Source organism: Xenorhabdus ishibashii, from assembly GCF_002632755.1.
Classification (GTDB): Bacteria; Pseudomonadota; Gammaproteobacteria; order Enterobacterales; family Enterobacteriaceae; genus Xenorhabdus; species Xenorhabdus ishibashii.
In genome coordinates this window covers 36,650-52,402 of record NZ_NJAK01000003.1, presented here as the reverse complement: position 1 = coordinate 52,402, position 15,753 = coordinate 36,650, and the positions used below count along the sequence as shown (strand labels likewise).

Here is a 15,753-nt window from a genome sequence, read left to right as displayed (position 1 = left end):
GATTATTGACTCTTATTATTCGGTGCAACGAACTCACCAAGATTGCCATTTGTTATAGCACCCAATTGATTAACTAATTCAGGGGGTAAATCTGAGTTATCCTGATACTCCTGCGATGCCTGCTTATTAACTTCTGGCTGTATTTCATCTTCGCTTTCTTGATCTTCCAAGAATTCAGCCCAAAATCCCTCTTGAAACACGACTTCAACGCGGTTAGCAGCACCAATCGGTATAATCGGATGATATTGTTCAGCTAAGGCAATGTAATAATCAGCTAATTTATTTGCAGCACTTTGTACGCCTTTTCCGGCGGCTTGTTGAGCAACCTCACCCGCAGATATAGTATGTTCTGCGCCAATGCCGACAGAAGTTGAACCAATTTGAGATACTGCACTACCAATGCTCCCTAATGCACCAGACGTAAAGGCCAAGCCTAAGACTTGCCCGTTTCTCATAACAGGAGTACCTTTAATTCCGTTTTTTCCATAGAATGAAACGTGACCTTTTACCGCCATATCAATATGCTTATCATTGATAACACAAGATAGTCGTTGTAATCGAGGAATAGCCCGTTCACTCGATATATCGCCATAAGCTCCTGCCGTAACAAAACAGCCGTTAAATTTATCCAGTTTTTTATTTTGTGGTAAATGTAATAAACCAGTTAGTTTAAATTGCATCGGAGACATATCCGTTTCTTTTGCTGTAACAGCAGCGTTAGCATCTACCCCTTCTAAAACAATGGCATTAGAGAATGCACCCGAAGGAATGTAATATTTTTCCTTTTTCTTTGTTTCTTTCTGACTGTAGGTAAAATTTTGAGTTTCAAGTAATCCCTGTATAGGTTTTGGCGCACTGTAGCTAACCTGCCTCCCACTGATCCCATATTGCCCCTCACCTATACGTTCTATCGTAGAGCTATCATTATTAGTTGCAGGTTGTTGACTTTGGTTAGTCGTACTATTCGTGTGATTGCCTTTTTCTAATTCTTCTATTTTTTGTTTAAGCGTATTGATTTCACGATCTTTTTTATCTAAATGCGTTTTTAATCCTTGAAATTCTTTTGTTAATTCTTTTACTGCTTGTTGACTTTCCCTAGCAACTGTTTGTGAGTCAGTCAGGACTTGTGAATCAACACGACTATTAAAAGTATTTTGAACAGCACCCGTTAAATTAGGTTCTATAATTGACTCGTCTTCATATTGAGGTTCAGATTGTACCGTTGCGTCTTCTGTCATTTTTTTATTGATGTAGTAAATAGATGTCACAACAACAACTAGAGCAATCCCAATGGCAGTTAATAATTTTTGCTGATTCTTCTTGATAAAAGAATTAATGTTTTTTGACATGATTCACCCCCTTTTTTTTACAACATAGGCGGTCACACTCATATTGGGTTTGAGAGTAGTTACATTTGGTGAAAAACTAACCGCCATAACACCATATTCCCAAAGATAGCGTTCATTTAATTCAATCGTATGTATAGTCTTATTTGTCACTCGGAATTGCTGGATAACAAAACTATGTCCATTCCATGCATTCACACCTTTAACATCCAGATACTGAATAATCTCAGAAGATAAATTAATCGAAGCAGATTTAGTCTCAATAAATCCTTTTGGTGTTTTTCCTTTCATTATTTGCGTCAATGAAGCAGTAATTAGTCCTGAATAACTTTGATTATTTTCCTCATAGTTTAATGCTTCCTCTCCGCCTTTTGCCTGTTTATTATATACAGTAAGAGAAGCACCATTGAATCGGCCGGATGGTTGAGCAATCAAGGTAAAGGTAAATCCCGTTTCTGTCTCAATAATGATATTGAAACTTTTAGTAGCTTTAGTCGTAAATACAATTTTACCTTCTGTGGTTTTTTTATTACTTAAAATATTACCACTGTTCGCCGTAATTGATGTTATCTTATCATTATAAACAGAGATAACATTGGGGTCTTTCGTGCTAATCTGTGTCTCTATTTTTTGCATGGGATCAATAGAAATTGATTCTGCAAAAATGCTTTTTGATAGCAAAAGCAAAGGAATAGCAATCATGCATTTTAATTTTAAAATCATTTTTCTAACTCCACGAAATCAACGAGTTTAAAATTCCCATTTAGAGTTTCCATCCTTAACTGATAGTGCTTAGGTACTGGATCAGATCTTTCTATCCCATAATAAAATACCAAATCACCTGTGATATCAAAAATTCCGTTTGATGGGCTTACCTTCATTTCTTTAGGATAAAAAACAGAGCTGCCATTATTAATTTTTAACCGTTGCTTTTCCTGAGATAAAACAGGGATCAGTTTTTCCCTTAAACCCTCATCAAGATAACCTGTCAATATTTCATGGCTTTGTTCTACCGTTTGTGTACTGACATCAAGCCTTAACCCAATGAAGCTTAATCCCATTAAACGAAGATAACGCGCATCTCCTCTTTTACCTTTAAATGAAAATCCCTCATCATCATTAACCATTGGTTTAATGATGATTTGTTTATTGCTCACTAACTGGCTAACAAGAACTCTATAGTCAGAATACAGTTTATAATTGAAACCCAAAGATAAAATTGTCATAAAAACTAAAACAATGGCAGATATCGCCAACGTTCTCTCATACGATTTTTTTAAATTTATATCCATAATTATGAAATCCAATATCGTTTATAAGATGCTGGCAAGGCTCTAATAAAAAAATCTGCCATTGTTTTTGGTAAAAACCAATACACTAAATTGAGTAGATAACAGCTTCCTTTTCCTTTTTTTAGTTTACGGATAGAAATATAGGCCATCGCTAAGATAGGAAAATAAAGAAATAGATTCGAAAAAATTCCGGCAAGCGCCAAAGGTATATAAATACAAAACTCGTCTATAGGTAATCCCATCACACGCCGCTGGTTTGTTAGCGTGGATGGAAAGAGATAACGATTTTCTTTTCCATCCATTTTTTCTACCTTATATTAAACCAAAAACAACGTTAACGAAAATCATAACCACAGCGATGCCAACAAACACGCCAAGATTTTTTGTTCTGGCGTATGTATATATGGCAGCAATGATTTCAATTAAATACAGAACATAAACAACCGTAGAACCTTTACCAAATGAATCTTTGATTTGTTCTTTACCGCCTGCAAATAGATCATCTGCATGGGCTTGTAAACTGGGAAACAGCATCATTAGTGCACCCAAGACAAAAAATGTCATAATCGTGATAGTATTTTTGCTTTTAGAAAATTTCTTGATTTTTTGTTTTAAAACTACTGCATTCATTTCATGATTCCTTTTATTATTTGTTGAAAAGAATTGTTTAGATAGTGATTCATCAAAATATATTTTACTTAACTCCAATCAAAAGTAAACAAGTAGCTTGATAAAAAATCAATCACACATCACATACACAAAAAAATATGGCTCCCTCCCTTAAATTAATTTAGATTTAGTGTAAAACTCTATTTTTAACTTTTTTAAAAGAGAAAAAAAATGCCAACTGTTTCTAATCGTTTGAAAATGATCATAAATAAATTAGGTATAAAACAAAAAGATGTCGCTAATTTAACAAACCTTTCACCACAAACAATTAGTTACATATTGACTAATGATGTAGAAAAATCTTTCTATACATATCAAATAGCTTTAGGATTAGGAATTAATCCAGAATGGTTAGCAAATGGAATTGGAAAAATATTTTTAGATAAAACCATAGAAATCCCTTGCTACGATAGCATTTCAGATCTCAAAAGTGATTTACCTAATTTAAAGAAAAAAACATTAGTTAAAAATATTTCTTTCATTATATACAGTTTTAGTGTCTTTTTAGATAAAAGAAACTCTGTTATTTGCGGCGTGGCTCCTGAAAAATTGCTACAAAAAAAAGAGTATCTTTGTATTTTGGGTAATGAATACTATTTATTGGAAAATGTGGAAAACAAAGATAATTATGATCTTTGTTTCCTTGTACTAGAAAAAAGAAAAAGCAATCTAAAATAGAAAAATGTTATGAAAGTAGTTCCTTAGCTGCATCAGCCCACCGTTTTCTTAAATCAATTAACTCATCCGAATTCTTTAAATAATCTATTTCCCCAGAATTAGAGGCTGCCATACGTGAAAAATACTCACACGATAAAATAAGTTTGACAACAGTTTCAAATTCCTTTGTGTAAGCTTTTTGTACATCTGATGAGTCTTCTAAACTCTTTTTTAAAACTTGAGCACCTATCACCATCATTTCAATGGCTACAGCAGTTCGATTAATAGGGAGATCATCATCTCCATTATTAATACGGTGCTCTATGATTTTTTCAATAGTAGCGGAAACTTTATTGGGTATTTTTAAAGAAAGTCGTTTTCTCTGATCTTGATAACCATCTGAATCTTGCATCTATCTATTCCTAAATTTACATTATTTTACTATAAAAACACATTATATCACCCACCCAATTGGATTCCAAACATCATTAAATTGGAATCCTTGAAAACAAAATATCATTTTATATCAATATAATAAAAAAAAATCAAATAGACTCCGCATGGAGTCTATTTGGCGTCCACATGGAGTCCTAATTTAAAAAATTATTTAATATCATACAAATAAACCATTTAACCATAAAAAAATCAAATGGATTCTATATATATATAATTGGAATCCATGAAAATTTAACATAAACATAACATTTAAATAAAAAACACTATACTTTCATATATATACATACAAAAATCAATTTTGTGTATGGTGTGTGTATTTAAAAATACACAAATTGGCAAATTCGTTTTTTTCCGCTAATCTATACGGGTTTTCGGGTTAAACGAAGTGCTTCTAATTTAAAGGGGCGAAAGTATGCCTAATCAAATTTTTAAAAAAATAGTTTTTACTTTCATTTTATCTTTTAGTAGTACTGTTCTCGCTGATTGTTTTGAAGATGCAGGTAGGTATTATGGAATTGATCCGGATTATATCAGGGCTATAGCATGGCAAGAATCCCGATTCAAACATAATGCGATTAATAATAATGTAGATTTTGGCATTATGCAGATCAACACAAAAACATTACGCAGTATCAAACGAGAATACCCTACTCTCACAAAAAAAAGGTTAATCAATGAACCGTGTTTAAATATCTTTGTCGGGAGTATGCTCTTGAAAAGAAATTTTGATATGTATGGTAAAAAATGGCTGTCTGTGGGAATGTACAATGCGGGAATGAAAAATGAAGACTATGTTATAAAGAATCGCTATGACTATGCTTTACTAATCAGTAAGCATTATCAAGATTTGAAATCAGGGAAAATTAAAAGAGTTGTTGTGAATTAAAACATCCTTTGCTGCGCTGGCGTTAGCCAGCAAATGCAGCGTGGCGGTTTGAGTTATCCACGGAATTCATTTTATTGAGTAGAACTATTCAGCCCTAAAAAGCTGGATAGTTCGTAACGTATGGGTAGGCGATAGCGGAGCGAAGCCGTACCCACAATAAAATAATTCGGTGGATAACTCTGTTTAGCATGGTTGGCTCAATGCCAAGCATGCTAAAAACGGCTGACTCTTTGGTAAAAATATTTAAAATTTAGAAATAAAAAAAGTAGCAATTTTTTGCTACTAAGTTTTCCTATCTCAATAGTTTCTACAAAAAGGGGCATTTGCCCCTTAGTTAAATGACTAATTTTTTATTGGTAGTGATAGACGTTCCTGTTTAACAAGATGAATAAATTCACCCAATTGTTTCATTGTCATGAGTGGGAAGGTCACTTCAAAACCTCTTGCGAAAAATTTTGCGACTGTTATCATTTCATTTGACATGATTTTAATCTCTACAAAAAATGATTGTCTCGGTGCTAAGTTGTTGGAGCAACCTAGCACCACTTTTCAAATTTAATTTTTTATTCCTCCTTATCAATTTTTTTCATGCTACCTTGTAGGTGGCTAGGGTTTTCCCTAGCCTAATAAAAAAATCAAATAACCACTTCCATATAAATATCATTCACATCAATATCTTGCTGTTTAGCCAATTGCTTTAAAGTTGCTTCTAATTGGGATTTGCTTTCAATTAAAATGGCTTTTGTTTGAAATAGATTTACGACACAATTTTCAAAATCAATTTTATCGAAAGTGAATTTAAATTTATTTGGATATGTGTAATTTACTTTGATCATTTTAAAACTCCTAGCCGTTCGGCTGTTATGGTTTTGGTATTTCCCCTTGAAATGATTCAAGGGGATTTTTAACATTAATTATGAAAGTTCCCATTGCATTTTACTACTAAATGGCAACTCATAATACATTTTGTTTTTTACTTCTTCTCTTGTGTAATAATGATTTTCTATTAACCATTCTTTAAAATGGTTGAGCATTTCATCTTGAGCAATTTTTAGTGTTTTATAAACCAGCGTTTCTTGATAGCCGTCAAACCCACAAACTTGATAAAAATAACAAGCGATATTAACAATCATTTGCATGATAGCTAAATGTTCATCATGTTGAGAAACATTTGTATTTTGTTTGATAAAATTATATTTAGTGAAAATAATTTCATCCTCATTTTTATAACCTGAATAATAAGCCCTATCATTCAAATCCATTACCATATTTAAAAAACATTGAGCTTCTGTATTATGGATATAATTTAATTCAATTAATGCAGTAACAATACTTGATGCAGTTTTATTGTTAATAACAAAACAACTCATTTTTTAACTCCTAGCCGTTCGGCTGTTATGGTTTTTAGAATTTCTCTGTGTTGGTATAGATATAATATACTCCTTATTTAAGGAGTCATCAAGCATTATTTTTACTTATTCTTGATAAATCAGGCTGATGTTATAAATTCCGTAATCACCAGATAAGGGGCGAAATATGGCTAAAAAGGCATATAAACGCCGATACGCCCCGAAGCGGAGCATTTGAAGGAAATGACGCAAGGCATGACTGAAAAGGCGACTGAGTGCCTTACATAAAGCACAGAACCCCTCCCTGCAAAGCCCGCCCTTAACGAAACGAGCTGCGACTCGAAAGCCTGACGGTCGGAGACAAAAGAAAAATAAAGCGTGGGTGTTAATTCATTTTAAACATCGCTTGTTATCCGGCAGGACAGAGACGCTCTGCGGCTCTGCGGAGCTTACTGGACAAATTTATTTGGACAGTTAGCGCAGTACAGGCGACATTTTGCCGATTTCGGTAAAATGCCTCCGGTGTCCCTGTTTAGAGTAAAAATTAATTATTTTTCAATCTTTAATATGGGAATGTTCTGGAAAGCTGACAGTAAGACCTGTTGCTTCATTTGATTGAAAGGCATCAAGTAGTCCATAATTTTTTTGGGGTAAGGATACTTTTATCAAATTTCATCTTTTTTATTCCTGTATAGATATTCATTTTTAAATCGGTTAGTGAGTTTCTGAACGGGTAACATAATGAAATTGATATCATTTACACTATCAAATAAAAACTCATTATTTAATATTTCGAATCGCTGACTTTTTACGCCTTTTGCTTTCTCTGCTTTTGTTGGATTAGTTCGGCCTAGAATAAGATAATGCAACTTAAATTTTGTTCCATCGCTGTATACCGTAAGTATACTTCTAACGCTCCCTCCTGATCTCGTCATGTATATTTGCTTCATATAACCTCTTTAAGCCTTTAACGAATGTTAAAGGCTTTATAATCAAAGTGTTGTTATAAATCCAATGATTTTTATCAGTTGGTCAGTTGTTAGATTTTTAATTTTTAGATTATAATCATCACGCCTACGTGAGTATTTTTCAACAAAACCATAAATTTTATTCACCGTATTAAAACCTGTAAAAGCGTTATAATGTGGTGTCAACGAACCAAACCTTGAAATCATCCCTTTTAGAATCCGCTCCTTCTCTTTTTCGATCTCATACTCTTCAATATTTTTTTTGTATTCTTGAATTTCTTCATCAAGATGATTTAAAATTTTTCGGGTGATATCTCTTGCTATCTGTTCGGGTTTTCGTTTATCTGAAACTGTGCATTGATGATCAGCAGTACTAAACAAACTGGTATCAATTGAACCGTGAATGATTAAACGATCTTTTTCTTTCCTGACACAAACTGAATAATCTTTATACTTTGGTGAAGTTAAATGAATGCAGTGATACCATGATTTAATTTTGTTCATTCAGAAATTGAAGAATATAAACCACTTATAATTATAAGTGGTCAATATTTCTATATTGAATAAACAGGATCTACGTAATTAACAATAATTATAATAATAATTTTTAATTTTCGTATCATTTTTAAATCTAATTTAATTTCATGTAGTTTTTTTTTGAAAATAGCATTATATAAAACATGCACGCTCAATGTAGCAATAGAATATTTATGCATTCCAAATGAATTAATAAACTCTATCACATTTTTTTTTAGTTTCGATATTGAATCATTCCATGGAAACGTTGCTAATTTAACAGCAATAAAATAACATGTGTTATAATTGTGAAATTTATTATATTTCAACATATAATACTCTCTCTAATTTATATTTTTTGATACCCTCCAATAAAAAGGAGGAAGGGAGCAATAACATGATTATTAAATAGCTAAGTGATTCAATTTTACATCCATAAAATATTCACATCATGAATATAAGTAATTAAATATACATAATATGGATACTTTATAAGAATCTAAATCAATGTTAGTACTTGGTCAACTATTTATTTAATAAAGTTTTTGTATGAACCCACAAAGATTGATAGCAGCTAGAAAAGCACGAGGTATAACTCAGCAGCAGTTAGGCGAAGCGTTGGGCGAGAATCAACAAAATGCTGATTTTGCGAAAATGAGAATTTATCGTTATGAGAGGGGGATAGTAGTTCCACCGTATGATATTGTGTGTGAATTAGCGGAAATTTTAGATATACCAGAGTGTTATTTATATATAAAAGATGATTTATTCGCTGAACAAGTTTTAATTTTATATAAAAACAAAGAGTTAAGAGAATCACTCTTAACATTACTCACAGACAAAATATCTAAAATAGAGCAATATGAACAGATATTTAACACCATTAAAAATACCCTGTCACAATTAAAATAGATTTAAGAATATAAATAATGTTTTTTTTAGGTAATTAAAAGCAATTGTATCAAGTTTCATACAAAGAACTTTGATTTAAATAAAAATCAAAACTAGTTAATGTATTCACAGATGAATTTCACATTCATTTATACTGTCACTATGAATAACACTCATCGTGATTTTTTAAAGAAAAAAATAAAGAGGTTATCTATGTCTAACTGTTGGAACTGTACCGATTATTCTGCACAAAGTGCTGCTAGAATGGCACTAAGTAGTGCTAGCTTGGCAGAAAGTGCTGCTACCAAAGCTGCATCGGAAGCTAATTATGCCGACAAAAAACTCAAAGAACTAAAACAACGTGTAGAATCATTAGAAAATAAGATAAAAAGTTAAACTATTTTATTTTAAATAATTAATATACAATATCATAATTTATGAATGACATTCATAATGATTTTAAAAATAAATAAAGAGGTTATCTATGAACTGTGATGATAGAACTGCTCGAAGTGATGCTATGTGGGCAAGAAGTGCTGCTAGCAGGGCGCAATTTACTGCTGACAACGCGAAGATGAGTGCTATATATTCTAGCGAAGAAGTCAAAAAATTAAAAATACGTATAGAAGAATTACAGAAAAAAATATAATATTAAAATATCTTATTCAACTTCATTTGAAGTTTAAGAAGTTAATATTAAATTCCATATCATAAATTATTTTAAAAATAAATAAAGAGGTTATCTATGAACTGTACTGGTACAGATTTTTATGCTCAAAGTGATGCTAATGGGGCACAACGTGATGCTGACAATGCACGACGTACTGCTGATCAAGCTTATATGAGTGCTAGCTATACTAACGACGAAATCAAAAAATTAGAAGAAATTGTAACAACACTAGAGAATAAAATAAGAGGTTAAGCTATCTTATTTTTAATAATGATTAAGGTCATGTTTTCACATGGCCTTTTTATATCAAACTATAACATATTACACAATACTAAATTGTTGGTGATTTCACCTATTTAATAATACTATTGGATGATGTTAGAACTTTTTCCCCCAATAAGTTGTTTAGTTCTAAAATATCTTTATAATTTAACGTACCACGCGCTTGACGATTATTTAATATACTGAGTAAATAATCATAACGAGCTTGTGACAGATCCCGTTTAGCCTGATACAACTTAGTAGTAGCGTTTAGCACTTCAACAATAGTTCGAGTTCCTACTTGATAACCTGCTTGCATCGCGTTTAATGAGCTTTCGGATGAAATAACAACCTGTTTATTGGCTTCAATTTTACTAATAGACGCGGTGATATCATTGTAAGAAGAACGTACATTTTGAATTACTTTACGATACTCATTTTCCAAATTTTGTGTACTGGAAACTAAATTGTATTCGGCTTGTTCAATATTAGAACTGGTTGAACCTCCACTGTAAAATGGAAGAGATAATGATATTTTGGCCGAATTAGTACCATTATATTCATTTATATTTGATCCATTACGTTTATATATATTCTCGACACTTGTATTTGTCGATAAAGTAACAGTTGGCATATATCCTGTTTTTGCATCTTTTACCTGTTCTTGTTTCAAATCTTGCATCAAGCGTGCAGATAACAGGCTTAGATTGCGAATTTCAGCTTCTTTTAGTATGTCTTCAATAGATTCTAGTTGACTTATTTTGAAATTTTCAATATTTAATGATGCCAATTGTGAATAATGAATTCCGGTAATCAGACGTAATTTTTCTAAAGAATTGTTTAATTCATTACTATCATAAATCTCTTGAGCTAAAACAGCATCATATTTAGCTTGAGCACTTCGTACATCAGTAATAGCAATCAACCCAACATTAAAACGTTGAGTGGCTTGATCCAGTTGTCGATATAGTGAGGCTTTTTGCGCTTCTGTATGGACTAGTGAATCAATTTTGTATAGAACATCGAAATAGGTATTAGCGGTATCCAAGATTAACTGTTGTTGAGCGTTCTGGTAATTGATATTGGCAATGCTAGCGTTCTTTTCAGCCTGATTCAGTTTACTCCACTTAGACATATCAAAAATCGTTTGTTCTAAAGTTAAACCCGCATCGGGGCTATAACTTTCTTGTCTGCTATTGCGAAATTTTTTTTTATATGTAACGTTTGTATCCAATTCTAATTTTGGTAATAACGGGCTACGGGCTATGTTAATCCCTTGAAAAACCGAATTGCGATCAGCTAACGCCTTAAGCAATCCTGGGTTAGTTTCTCTCGCTTGTTTGTAAATTTGTAACAAATCTTCTGCATGGCTTGAAGTACTGAAACAGACCAAGTTCGTAGCGATAAAAAGAGATAGCAATTTTTTCATTTGCGTTCCTTATAGTTCAGTTATTTTTCTAAGGTTACCTCTGATTAAAAACTAACATAACAGATTTTAACAGAAAATAATTGAATAGTAACAAATTACTCACACTGAATGTACATGCAATCTCCTTAATGCTTCTTTCACAGCATTTAAACGAGAGTCCATTAGCTTGTATTTGGGGCTGTCAATATTTAGCCCAGACAAGCCCGATAAGAATAATCGAGCTGGAAAGTACGATGACAGGATAAACAACGATAACGTTGGTGCACACCTTTTCCAATACCATGTTTTTTAACGTCCTTCGTCTGGTGACAAAATCGACATTTTACTTCTACTGTGGCCATGCATGTTATCTCGCAAAATAAGCATTATAGATGAAGAACAACGCCTTAAATACATTCCCCTTAAACCATAACGCTCGCCACAGCCAAGTGACCGACCGTAGGGAGCGAACGGGCGAGGAAGCGTAATGTCTTCCTATGTCATTTCAACTCACCCTAAAAGTCGAGCATCGCGTTAAATTATGTTTTAATGACTCTGGTTTACCTATGCCGTGAAAAGGATCTCTTTTAATATCTTTTATCAAATCATTAATGCGTTTAACCATCTTTTTATCTTGTCATGTGTTAAGTGATTAGATTTAATATCAAAAAATAGTACTCACGCTCAATGAAAGCCCCTATCACTTTAGCGTGTATCTCCTCTGATTTAGTTAACTCGATTTAATTTATAACGTTAAGCATATTGAAATTTGCATTTATCAGAAATTTATCCATTAAAAAAATCGCAGTGACATTATATTTAGTAAACGTAAGACTCACATCATCAACATCACTCCGAAATTCAGTTAATAATAAATATATACATGCCATACCAATACCAGTACGAAGATTATTTGAATAAGATTCAATAATATTATAAATATTTTCACTCAAAACCCTAATCTCATCAACATTTATCTCTATCTCGTCGGTCTCATTGTTTCCCCAATTTAAATTTATGAGTTTATTTTTAATATCTAGAATACTAATAGTGCCTATCTCTTCTATCATTATCTTAACTCCACTAGAATTTTCAAAAAAAACCCCAAAAAAATGGGGCATAATCGGATAGCTATATAAGGGAAAAATATGGTTTATAATAACCGTACTAAATTAAATTTCCCCTGATGGAAAACAATTTTAGGTTTAGGAAAATGCACTCAAAAGACTCACTTTATGACTCATGAGTCACTTTATGGGTCTGATACTTATTGTGGGACGATGGTAAAAAATAGTCAAGAACAAAATGAATGATAGGTCTAGACTTATGAAACCACAACGGCTAAGAACAGCAAGAAAAATCAAGGGATTGTCACAACAAACTTTAGGACAACGGTTAGGGATCACTGATCCAGAGATGGCTCGAAAAAAAATTGGCCGATATGAACGGGGCGAAATATGTCCCACTTATGAATTGATATGTCAAATTGCAATAATTTTGGACGTTCCAGAGTACTATTTCTACATTAAAGAAGACAATACTGCTGAAAAGTTGTTGAATTCATATAAAAATAATTGCAGTGAAATTGATCATGATATGATTATTGCAACAATCGTAGAAAAAAATCAGAAGTATGAAAAAGCATTAAAAAATATACAAAATGAAATTAATTTTATAAAAAGTAATTTTTTATAACCTGATTAAATAAAAAACTGCGGGTCATGTATTAAATGGTTAATTGTAGTAAACTTCCTGATTTTTAGTGATAAGAGAGAACGAATTTAACTCATCGTATTCGAATCAAAGGACTGAATCGCAAAACGATAGGTTACTCTATACACGCTAAAGTGATAGGGGCTTTCATTGCTGATAATATTTTTTCTTTGTTTCTCGTAGTTTTTACTGAAACATATTCTTCGTCACGTACGCAAATAGCTAAATCTTTGTTAGATAATATAGAATCAACTAGTTTTTTTGATAATCATATGTTCACGATGCATTAGCTTTTCCATAACAATTACCCCTTAGAAAGATTGTTTTTTATTTACGATAACTATTATACCATTTTCAATTTATAAAAAAATAGCAATTATTTATTTTCTACTAAATTTTATCTTAATGCCATTTACAAAAATGGGGCATTACGCCCCTGTAAAATGAAGTTTTAACCCCAGTGCTTTTGTGATTTTTAGCATTGCACTAAATGTGGGGTCACAAATACCAATATGAAAACATTTTCGGGTTACAACTTATAGGTCTATAATTAAATTTAACAATTAACTCCTTAACCAATTGACGCCTACCTATAGCTGCTTTTGTCATTTTTTTATAAAAATCATAATCAAGGTTGGAGCGCAAGCTTTCTTCCCAAATGTCATTTTCCATGATATCTATTTTTTTCCATTCATTCATTATAAACATAAAATCTTGAATGAATTTTTCTTTTTTTAAAATTAAAAAATTTAATTTTACTTGCTGTCTGTCTTTCTCCATATTTTGACGAGACAAGCGGTCTTCTCTCTCCTTATCTGAGCCACGAACTTCGTAATCAAATACTGACATATTGATCTCCCTACAATTTATTCAACTTAATCTACAGCGGGGATTCCCCGCCTTCTATTAGATTAAAAATGTGTATCACATCTTTATATAGCTTGATTGAACCTATTTTCAGTTTTTATACTCAGATCTGCATAAAAATAAATATTTTTTCCCGTTATACTTTCATGGCGCGTTATAAATGCCTCACCTTCTTTTTTCAGACTTTCCATATATGAATCAACGATTCTTTTCTCACGACCTTTGGTGTAATCACTATCAGATTTAAACTTTCTTGATAAATAATGATATTCAATAAATGCATAAAGTTTTTCATATGATGTTAACTCCATGTATTTACTCTCCCATAACTGGTATTCCTGCCTTGCTTTCCATGAGCGTTTGATAAATTCATCATGCAGTGATTTTTTGTTTTTAAAAAACCTTGCCTTTAATAACAATTCAGAACATTTATTTTTATATTTTTTTGCCAAAACTTCCGCCATATTCATATTTAACTCCTAGCCGTTCGGCTGTTATAGGTTTATTTAGGGTTTTCCTGTGTTGGTATGGTGATAATACACTCCTTATTTAAGGAGTTAGCAAGCATTATTTACTGAATACTCGATTTAAAATATAAAATTAAAACAACTCAATAAAAAAGGGCTTTATTAAGCCCTTTCAAATTTTCTATAACGCAATAATGGGATTTTCAACACCACACGCCTTTGCATAACGCGCTAATGTGCTGATACTGGCCTTATCTACATTCGATTCCATACGGCTAACGGTAGAGACATTAACACCCATAATTCTAGCCAGCTCTTGAGGGGTTAACCCTTTATATGCGCGCCATTGTTGCAAGGTTTCTTGTAACCGTTCTTTTCTGTTTTCTTCTTCTAAAGCCGCTCTGAATTCTGGATCGTTCATCCATTTATCCGCTAACGCTTTATGTGTTTTCAATTTCATTTAAGAATCTCCTTTAATCGACTCTTAGCTAACTCTATCTCAGACTGTGGGGTCTTTTGCGATTTTTTAATAAATACCCGCAAGATAACTATCTTACGGCCTGATTGATAAACCCAAATACCTCTCGCAATATCTGTACCCATCGTTCTCAACTCGAAAAGCCCTTCGCCTAGCGCTTTTGTATGGGGTTCGGAGACAAAAGAAAGATAAAGCGAGGGTATTAATTCGTTTTAAACATCACTTGTTATCCGACAGGACAGAGACGCTACGCGGCTCTGCGAAGCTTACTGGACAAATTTATTTGGACAGTTAGCGCAGTACAGGCGACATTTTGCCGATTTTGGCAAAATGCCGTTGGTGTCCCAGTTCTATTTGTTGTCTACTTCTTGATACAGATCGCCATTGAATACACAGTATTCCGATCCATCACATTTCAGATCTTTTGTCTGGAAAATGTAGTTTCTATGACTCTGATAAAAATTTTTGTGCGAAATATTGATTGCCCGCACCTCATCAAACATTCCCATTTTTTTTAGCCTTTTCTTACTCTAAGTATTTAATACTTACTCATCAGACGTGGATTGCCAACACCTAATCCCGATTTTTATTTTTCATAAATTTATCTTGGTTTTCTTTCTCTTCATCTGTAATAGTCAAACATATTGCTTTTAATTTTTTTTCACTTTTCAATAATTTAATTCTTAAAATTTCGCAAGTGGGGAGATCAGAAATTTCAGTAACGGAAATATTTGCAAACCCATATGATAGTGAATTTTTCAAGATCAAGTATGTGTTATTATCCGCTAAAGTTTCTTTTGTAAAAAAAAACAATATTAATGTTACAAATAATTTTAATTTCATGTTTTATTAACCTTAT

Annotated in this window: 23 protein-coding genes and 3 pseudogenes; 8 read left to right on the top strand and 18 right to left on the bottom strand. The window is 32.4% G+C overall.

Going from position 1 to position 15,753, the window contains the following annotated elements; genetic code table 11:
* Positions 1–2 precede the first annotated feature (2 nt).
* The 5 genes from Xish_RS18055 to Xish_RS18035 are packed head-to-tail and all read right to left on the bottom strand — an operon-like array spanning position 3 to position 3,268.
* A complete protein-coding gene (locus tag Xish_RS18055) occupies positions 3–1,349 on the bottom strand; it encodes a TrbI/VirB10 family protein (protein ID WP_099119207.1) in 1,347 nt (448 codons plus the stop codon).
* A gap of 3 nt (positions 1,350–1,352) precedes the next feature.
* Positions 1,353–2,069, bottom strand: a complete 717-nt coding sequence (locus Xish_RS18050) for a TraK domain-containing protein (RefSeq protein ID WP_099119206.1) — start codon at positions 2,067–2,069, stop codon at positions 1,353–1,355.
* Positions 2,066–2,638 (bottom strand): TraE/TraK family type IV conjugative transfer system protein, encoded by a 573-nt coding sequence (locus Xish_RS18045; protein WP_099119205.1) that lies wholly within the window; start codon positions 2,636–2,638, stop codon positions 2,066–2,068. Before Xish_RS18045 ends, Xish_RS18050 begins: the two co-directional genes overlap by 4 nt.
* Before the next feature lie 2 nt (positions 2,639–2,640).
* On the bottom strand, positions 2,641–2,940 hold the full coding sequence (gene traL / locus Xish_RS18040; RefSeq protein ID WP_099119204.1) for a type IV conjugative transfer system protein TraL: 300 nt from the start codon (positions 2,938–2,940) through the stop codon (positions 2,641–2,643).
* Positions 2,941–2,950: 10 nt separating this feature from the next.
* Positions 2,951–3,268 (bottom strand): type IV conjugative transfer system pilin TraA, encoded by a 318-nt coding sequence (locus Xish_RS18035; protein ID WP_099119203.1) that lies wholly within the window; start codon positions 3,266–3,268, stop codon positions 2,951–2,953.
* A 210-nt stretch (positions 3,269–3,478) separates the two neighbouring features.
* On the opposite strand from Xish_RS18035, the gene Xish_RS18030 reads away from it, so the two are divergent.
* The gene (locus Xish_RS18030; protein ID WP_099119202.1) at positions 3,479–3,985 is read left to right on the top strand and encodes a helix-turn-helix transcriptional regulator; all 507 of its coding nucleotides are present in this window, start codon (positions 3,479–3,481) and stop codon (positions 3,983–3,985) included.
* 7 nt (positions 3,986–3,992) lie between these two features.
* Here the strand turns inward: Xish_RS18030 and Xish_RS18025 are convergent, their stop codons facing one another.
* Complete coding sequence (locus Xish_RS18025) at positions 3,993–4,376, bottom strand: hypothetical protein (protein ID WP_099119201.1); 384 nt, start codon at positions 4,374–4,376, stop codon at positions 3,993–3,995.
* A 456-nt stretch (positions 4,377–4,832) separates the two neighbouring features.
* Here Xish_RS18025 and Xish_RS18020 point away from each other — a divergent pair, with 456 nt between their 5' ends.
* A complete protein-coding gene (locus tag Xish_RS18020; RefSeq protein ID WP_099119200.1) occupies positions 4,833–5,306 on the top strand; it encodes a lytic transglycosylase domain-containing protein in 474 nt (157 codons plus the stop codon).
* Positions 5,307–5,941: 635 nt separating this feature from the next.
* Here Xish_RS18020 and Xish_RS18010 read toward each other — a convergent pair.
* From Xish_RS18010 to Xish_RS17995, 3 genes are all read right to left on the bottom strand, one after another.
* Positions 5,942–6,142, bottom strand: a complete 201-nt coding sequence (locus tag Xish_RS18010) for a hypothetical protein (RefSeq protein ID WP_099119198.1) — start codon at positions 6,140–6,142, stop codon at positions 5,942–5,944.
* 78 nt (positions 6,143–6,220) lie between these two features.
* Positions 6,221–6,676 carry a hypothetical protein gene (locus Xish_RS18005; RefSeq protein WP_099119197.1) on the bottom strand — a complete coding sequence of 152 codons (456 nt, stop codon included), beginning with the start codon at positions 6,674–6,676 and terminating at the stop codon, positions 6,221–6,223.
* A gap of 971 nt (positions 6,677–7,647) precedes the next feature.
* Positions 7,648–8,127 carry a hypothetical protein gene (locus Xish_RS17995; protein WP_099119196.1) on the bottom strand — a complete coding sequence of 160 codons (480 nt, stop codon included), beginning with the start codon at positions 8,125–8,127 and terminating at the stop codon, positions 7,648–7,650.
* Between the two features lie 561 nt (positions 8,128–8,688).
* Between Xish_RS17995 and Xish_RS17985 the strand changes: the two genes are divergently transcribed.
* The 4 genes from Xish_RS17985 to Xish_RS18725 all read left to right on the top strand — a co-directional run bounded on the left by Xish_RS17985 (position 8,689) and on the right by Xish_RS18725 (position 9,952).
* Positions 8,689–9,051, top strand: a complete 363-nt coding sequence (locus tag Xish_RS17985; RefSeq protein ID WP_099119194.1) for a helix-turn-helix domain-containing protein — start codon at positions 8,689–8,691, stop codon at positions 9,049–9,051.
* A 111-nt stretch (positions 9,052–9,162) separates the two neighbouring features.
* A complete protein-coding gene (locus tag Xish_RS17980) occupies positions 9,163–9,426 on the top strand; it encodes a hypothetical protein (protein ID WP_141554009.1) in 264 nt (87 codons plus the stop codon).
* 88 nt (positions 9,427–9,514) lie between these two features.
* Positions 9,515–9,679, top strand: coding sequence for a hypothetical protein (locus tag Xish_RS18730; RefSeq protein ID WP_167383304.1), 165 nt, complete (start codon positions 9,515–9,517; stop codon positions 9,677–9,679).
* 96 nt (positions 9,680–9,775) lie between these two features.
* Positions 9,776–9,952 carry a hypothetical protein gene (locus tag Xish_RS18725; RefSeq protein WP_167383303.1) on the top strand — a complete coding sequence of 59 codons (177 nt, stop codon included), beginning with the start codon at positions 9,776–9,778 and terminating at the stop codon, positions 9,950–9,952.
* Between the two features lie 100 nt (positions 9,953–10,052).
* On the opposite strand, the gene tolC is transcribed toward Xish_RS18725, so the two are convergent.
* The 4 genes and pseudogenes from tolC to Xish_RS17960 form a co-directional block, all read right to left on the bottom strand.
* Entirely contained in the window at positions 10,053–11,390 is a 1,338-nt protein-coding gene (tolC, locus tag Xish_RS17975; protein WP_099119192.1) for an outer membrane channel protein TolC, read from the bottom strand.
* Positions 11,391–11,587: 197 nt separating this feature from the next.
* Positions 11,588–11,731 (bottom strand): annotated as a pseudogene (locus tag Xish_RS17970) (IS1 family transposase); the annotation flags it as partial.
* Between the two features lie 143 nt (positions 11,732–11,874).
* A complete protein-coding gene (locus Xish_RS17965) occupies positions 11,875–11,994 on the bottom strand; it encodes a type II toxin-antitoxin system YoeB family toxin (protein ID WP_099119191.1) in 120 nt (39 codons plus the stop codon).
* A 115-nt stretch (positions 11,995–12,109) separates the two neighbouring features.
* Positions 12,110–12,439, bottom strand: a complete 330-nt coding sequence (locus Xish_RS17960; RefSeq protein ID WP_099119190.1) for a hypothetical protein — start codon at positions 12,437–12,439, stop codon at positions 12,110–12,112.
* A gap of 256 nt (positions 12,440–12,695) precedes the next feature.
* Here Xish_RS17960 and Xish_RS17955 point away from each other — a divergent pair, with 256 nt between their 5' ends.
* Complete coding sequence (locus Xish_RS17955) at positions 12,696–13,064, top strand: helix-turn-helix domain-containing protein (RefSeq protein WP_167383302.1); 369 nt, start codon at positions 12,696–12,698, stop codon at positions 13,062–13,064.
* A gap of 74 nt (positions 13,065–13,138) precedes the next feature.
* Positions 13,139–13,252, top strand: a pseudogene (locus Xish_RS19265) (IS1 family transposase); the annotation flags it as partial.
* Between the two features lie 328 nt (positions 13,253–13,580).
* On the opposite strand, the gene Xish_RS17945 reads toward Xish_RS19265, so the two are convergent.
* From Xish_RS17945 to Xish_RS17925, 5 genes and pseudogenes are all read right to left on the bottom strand, one after another.
* Positions 13,581–13,931, bottom strand: coding sequence for an SPFH domain-containing protein (locus tag Xish_RS17945; protein WP_099119188.1), 351 nt, complete (start codon positions 13,929–13,931; stop codon positions 13,581–13,583).
* Positions 13,932–14,014: 83 nt separating this feature from the next.
* Complete coding sequence (locus Xish_RS17940; RefSeq protein WP_099119187.1) at positions 14,015–14,419, bottom strand: hypothetical protein; 405 nt, start codon at positions 14,417–14,419, stop codon at positions 14,015–14,017.
* Positions 14,420–14,597: 178 nt separating this feature from the next.
* On the bottom strand, positions 14,598–14,876 hold the full coding sequence (locus Xish_RS17935) for a helix-turn-helix domain-containing protein (protein WP_099119186.1): 279 nt from the start codon (positions 14,874–14,876) through the stop codon (positions 14,598–14,600).
* Positions 14,873–15,067 (bottom strand): annotated as a pseudogene (locus Xish_RS17930) (type II toxin-antitoxin system RelE/ParE family toxin); the annotation flags it as partial. The gene Xish_RS17935 and the pseudogene Xish_RS17930, both read right to left, overlap by 4 nt.
* A gap of 400 nt (positions 15,068–15,467) precedes the next feature.
* Complete coding sequence (locus Xish_RS17925) at positions 15,468–15,737, bottom strand: hypothetical protein (RefSeq protein WP_099119184.1); 270 nt, start codon at positions 15,735–15,737, stop codon at positions 15,468–15,470.
* Positions 15,738–15,753: the final 16 nt, after the last annotated feature.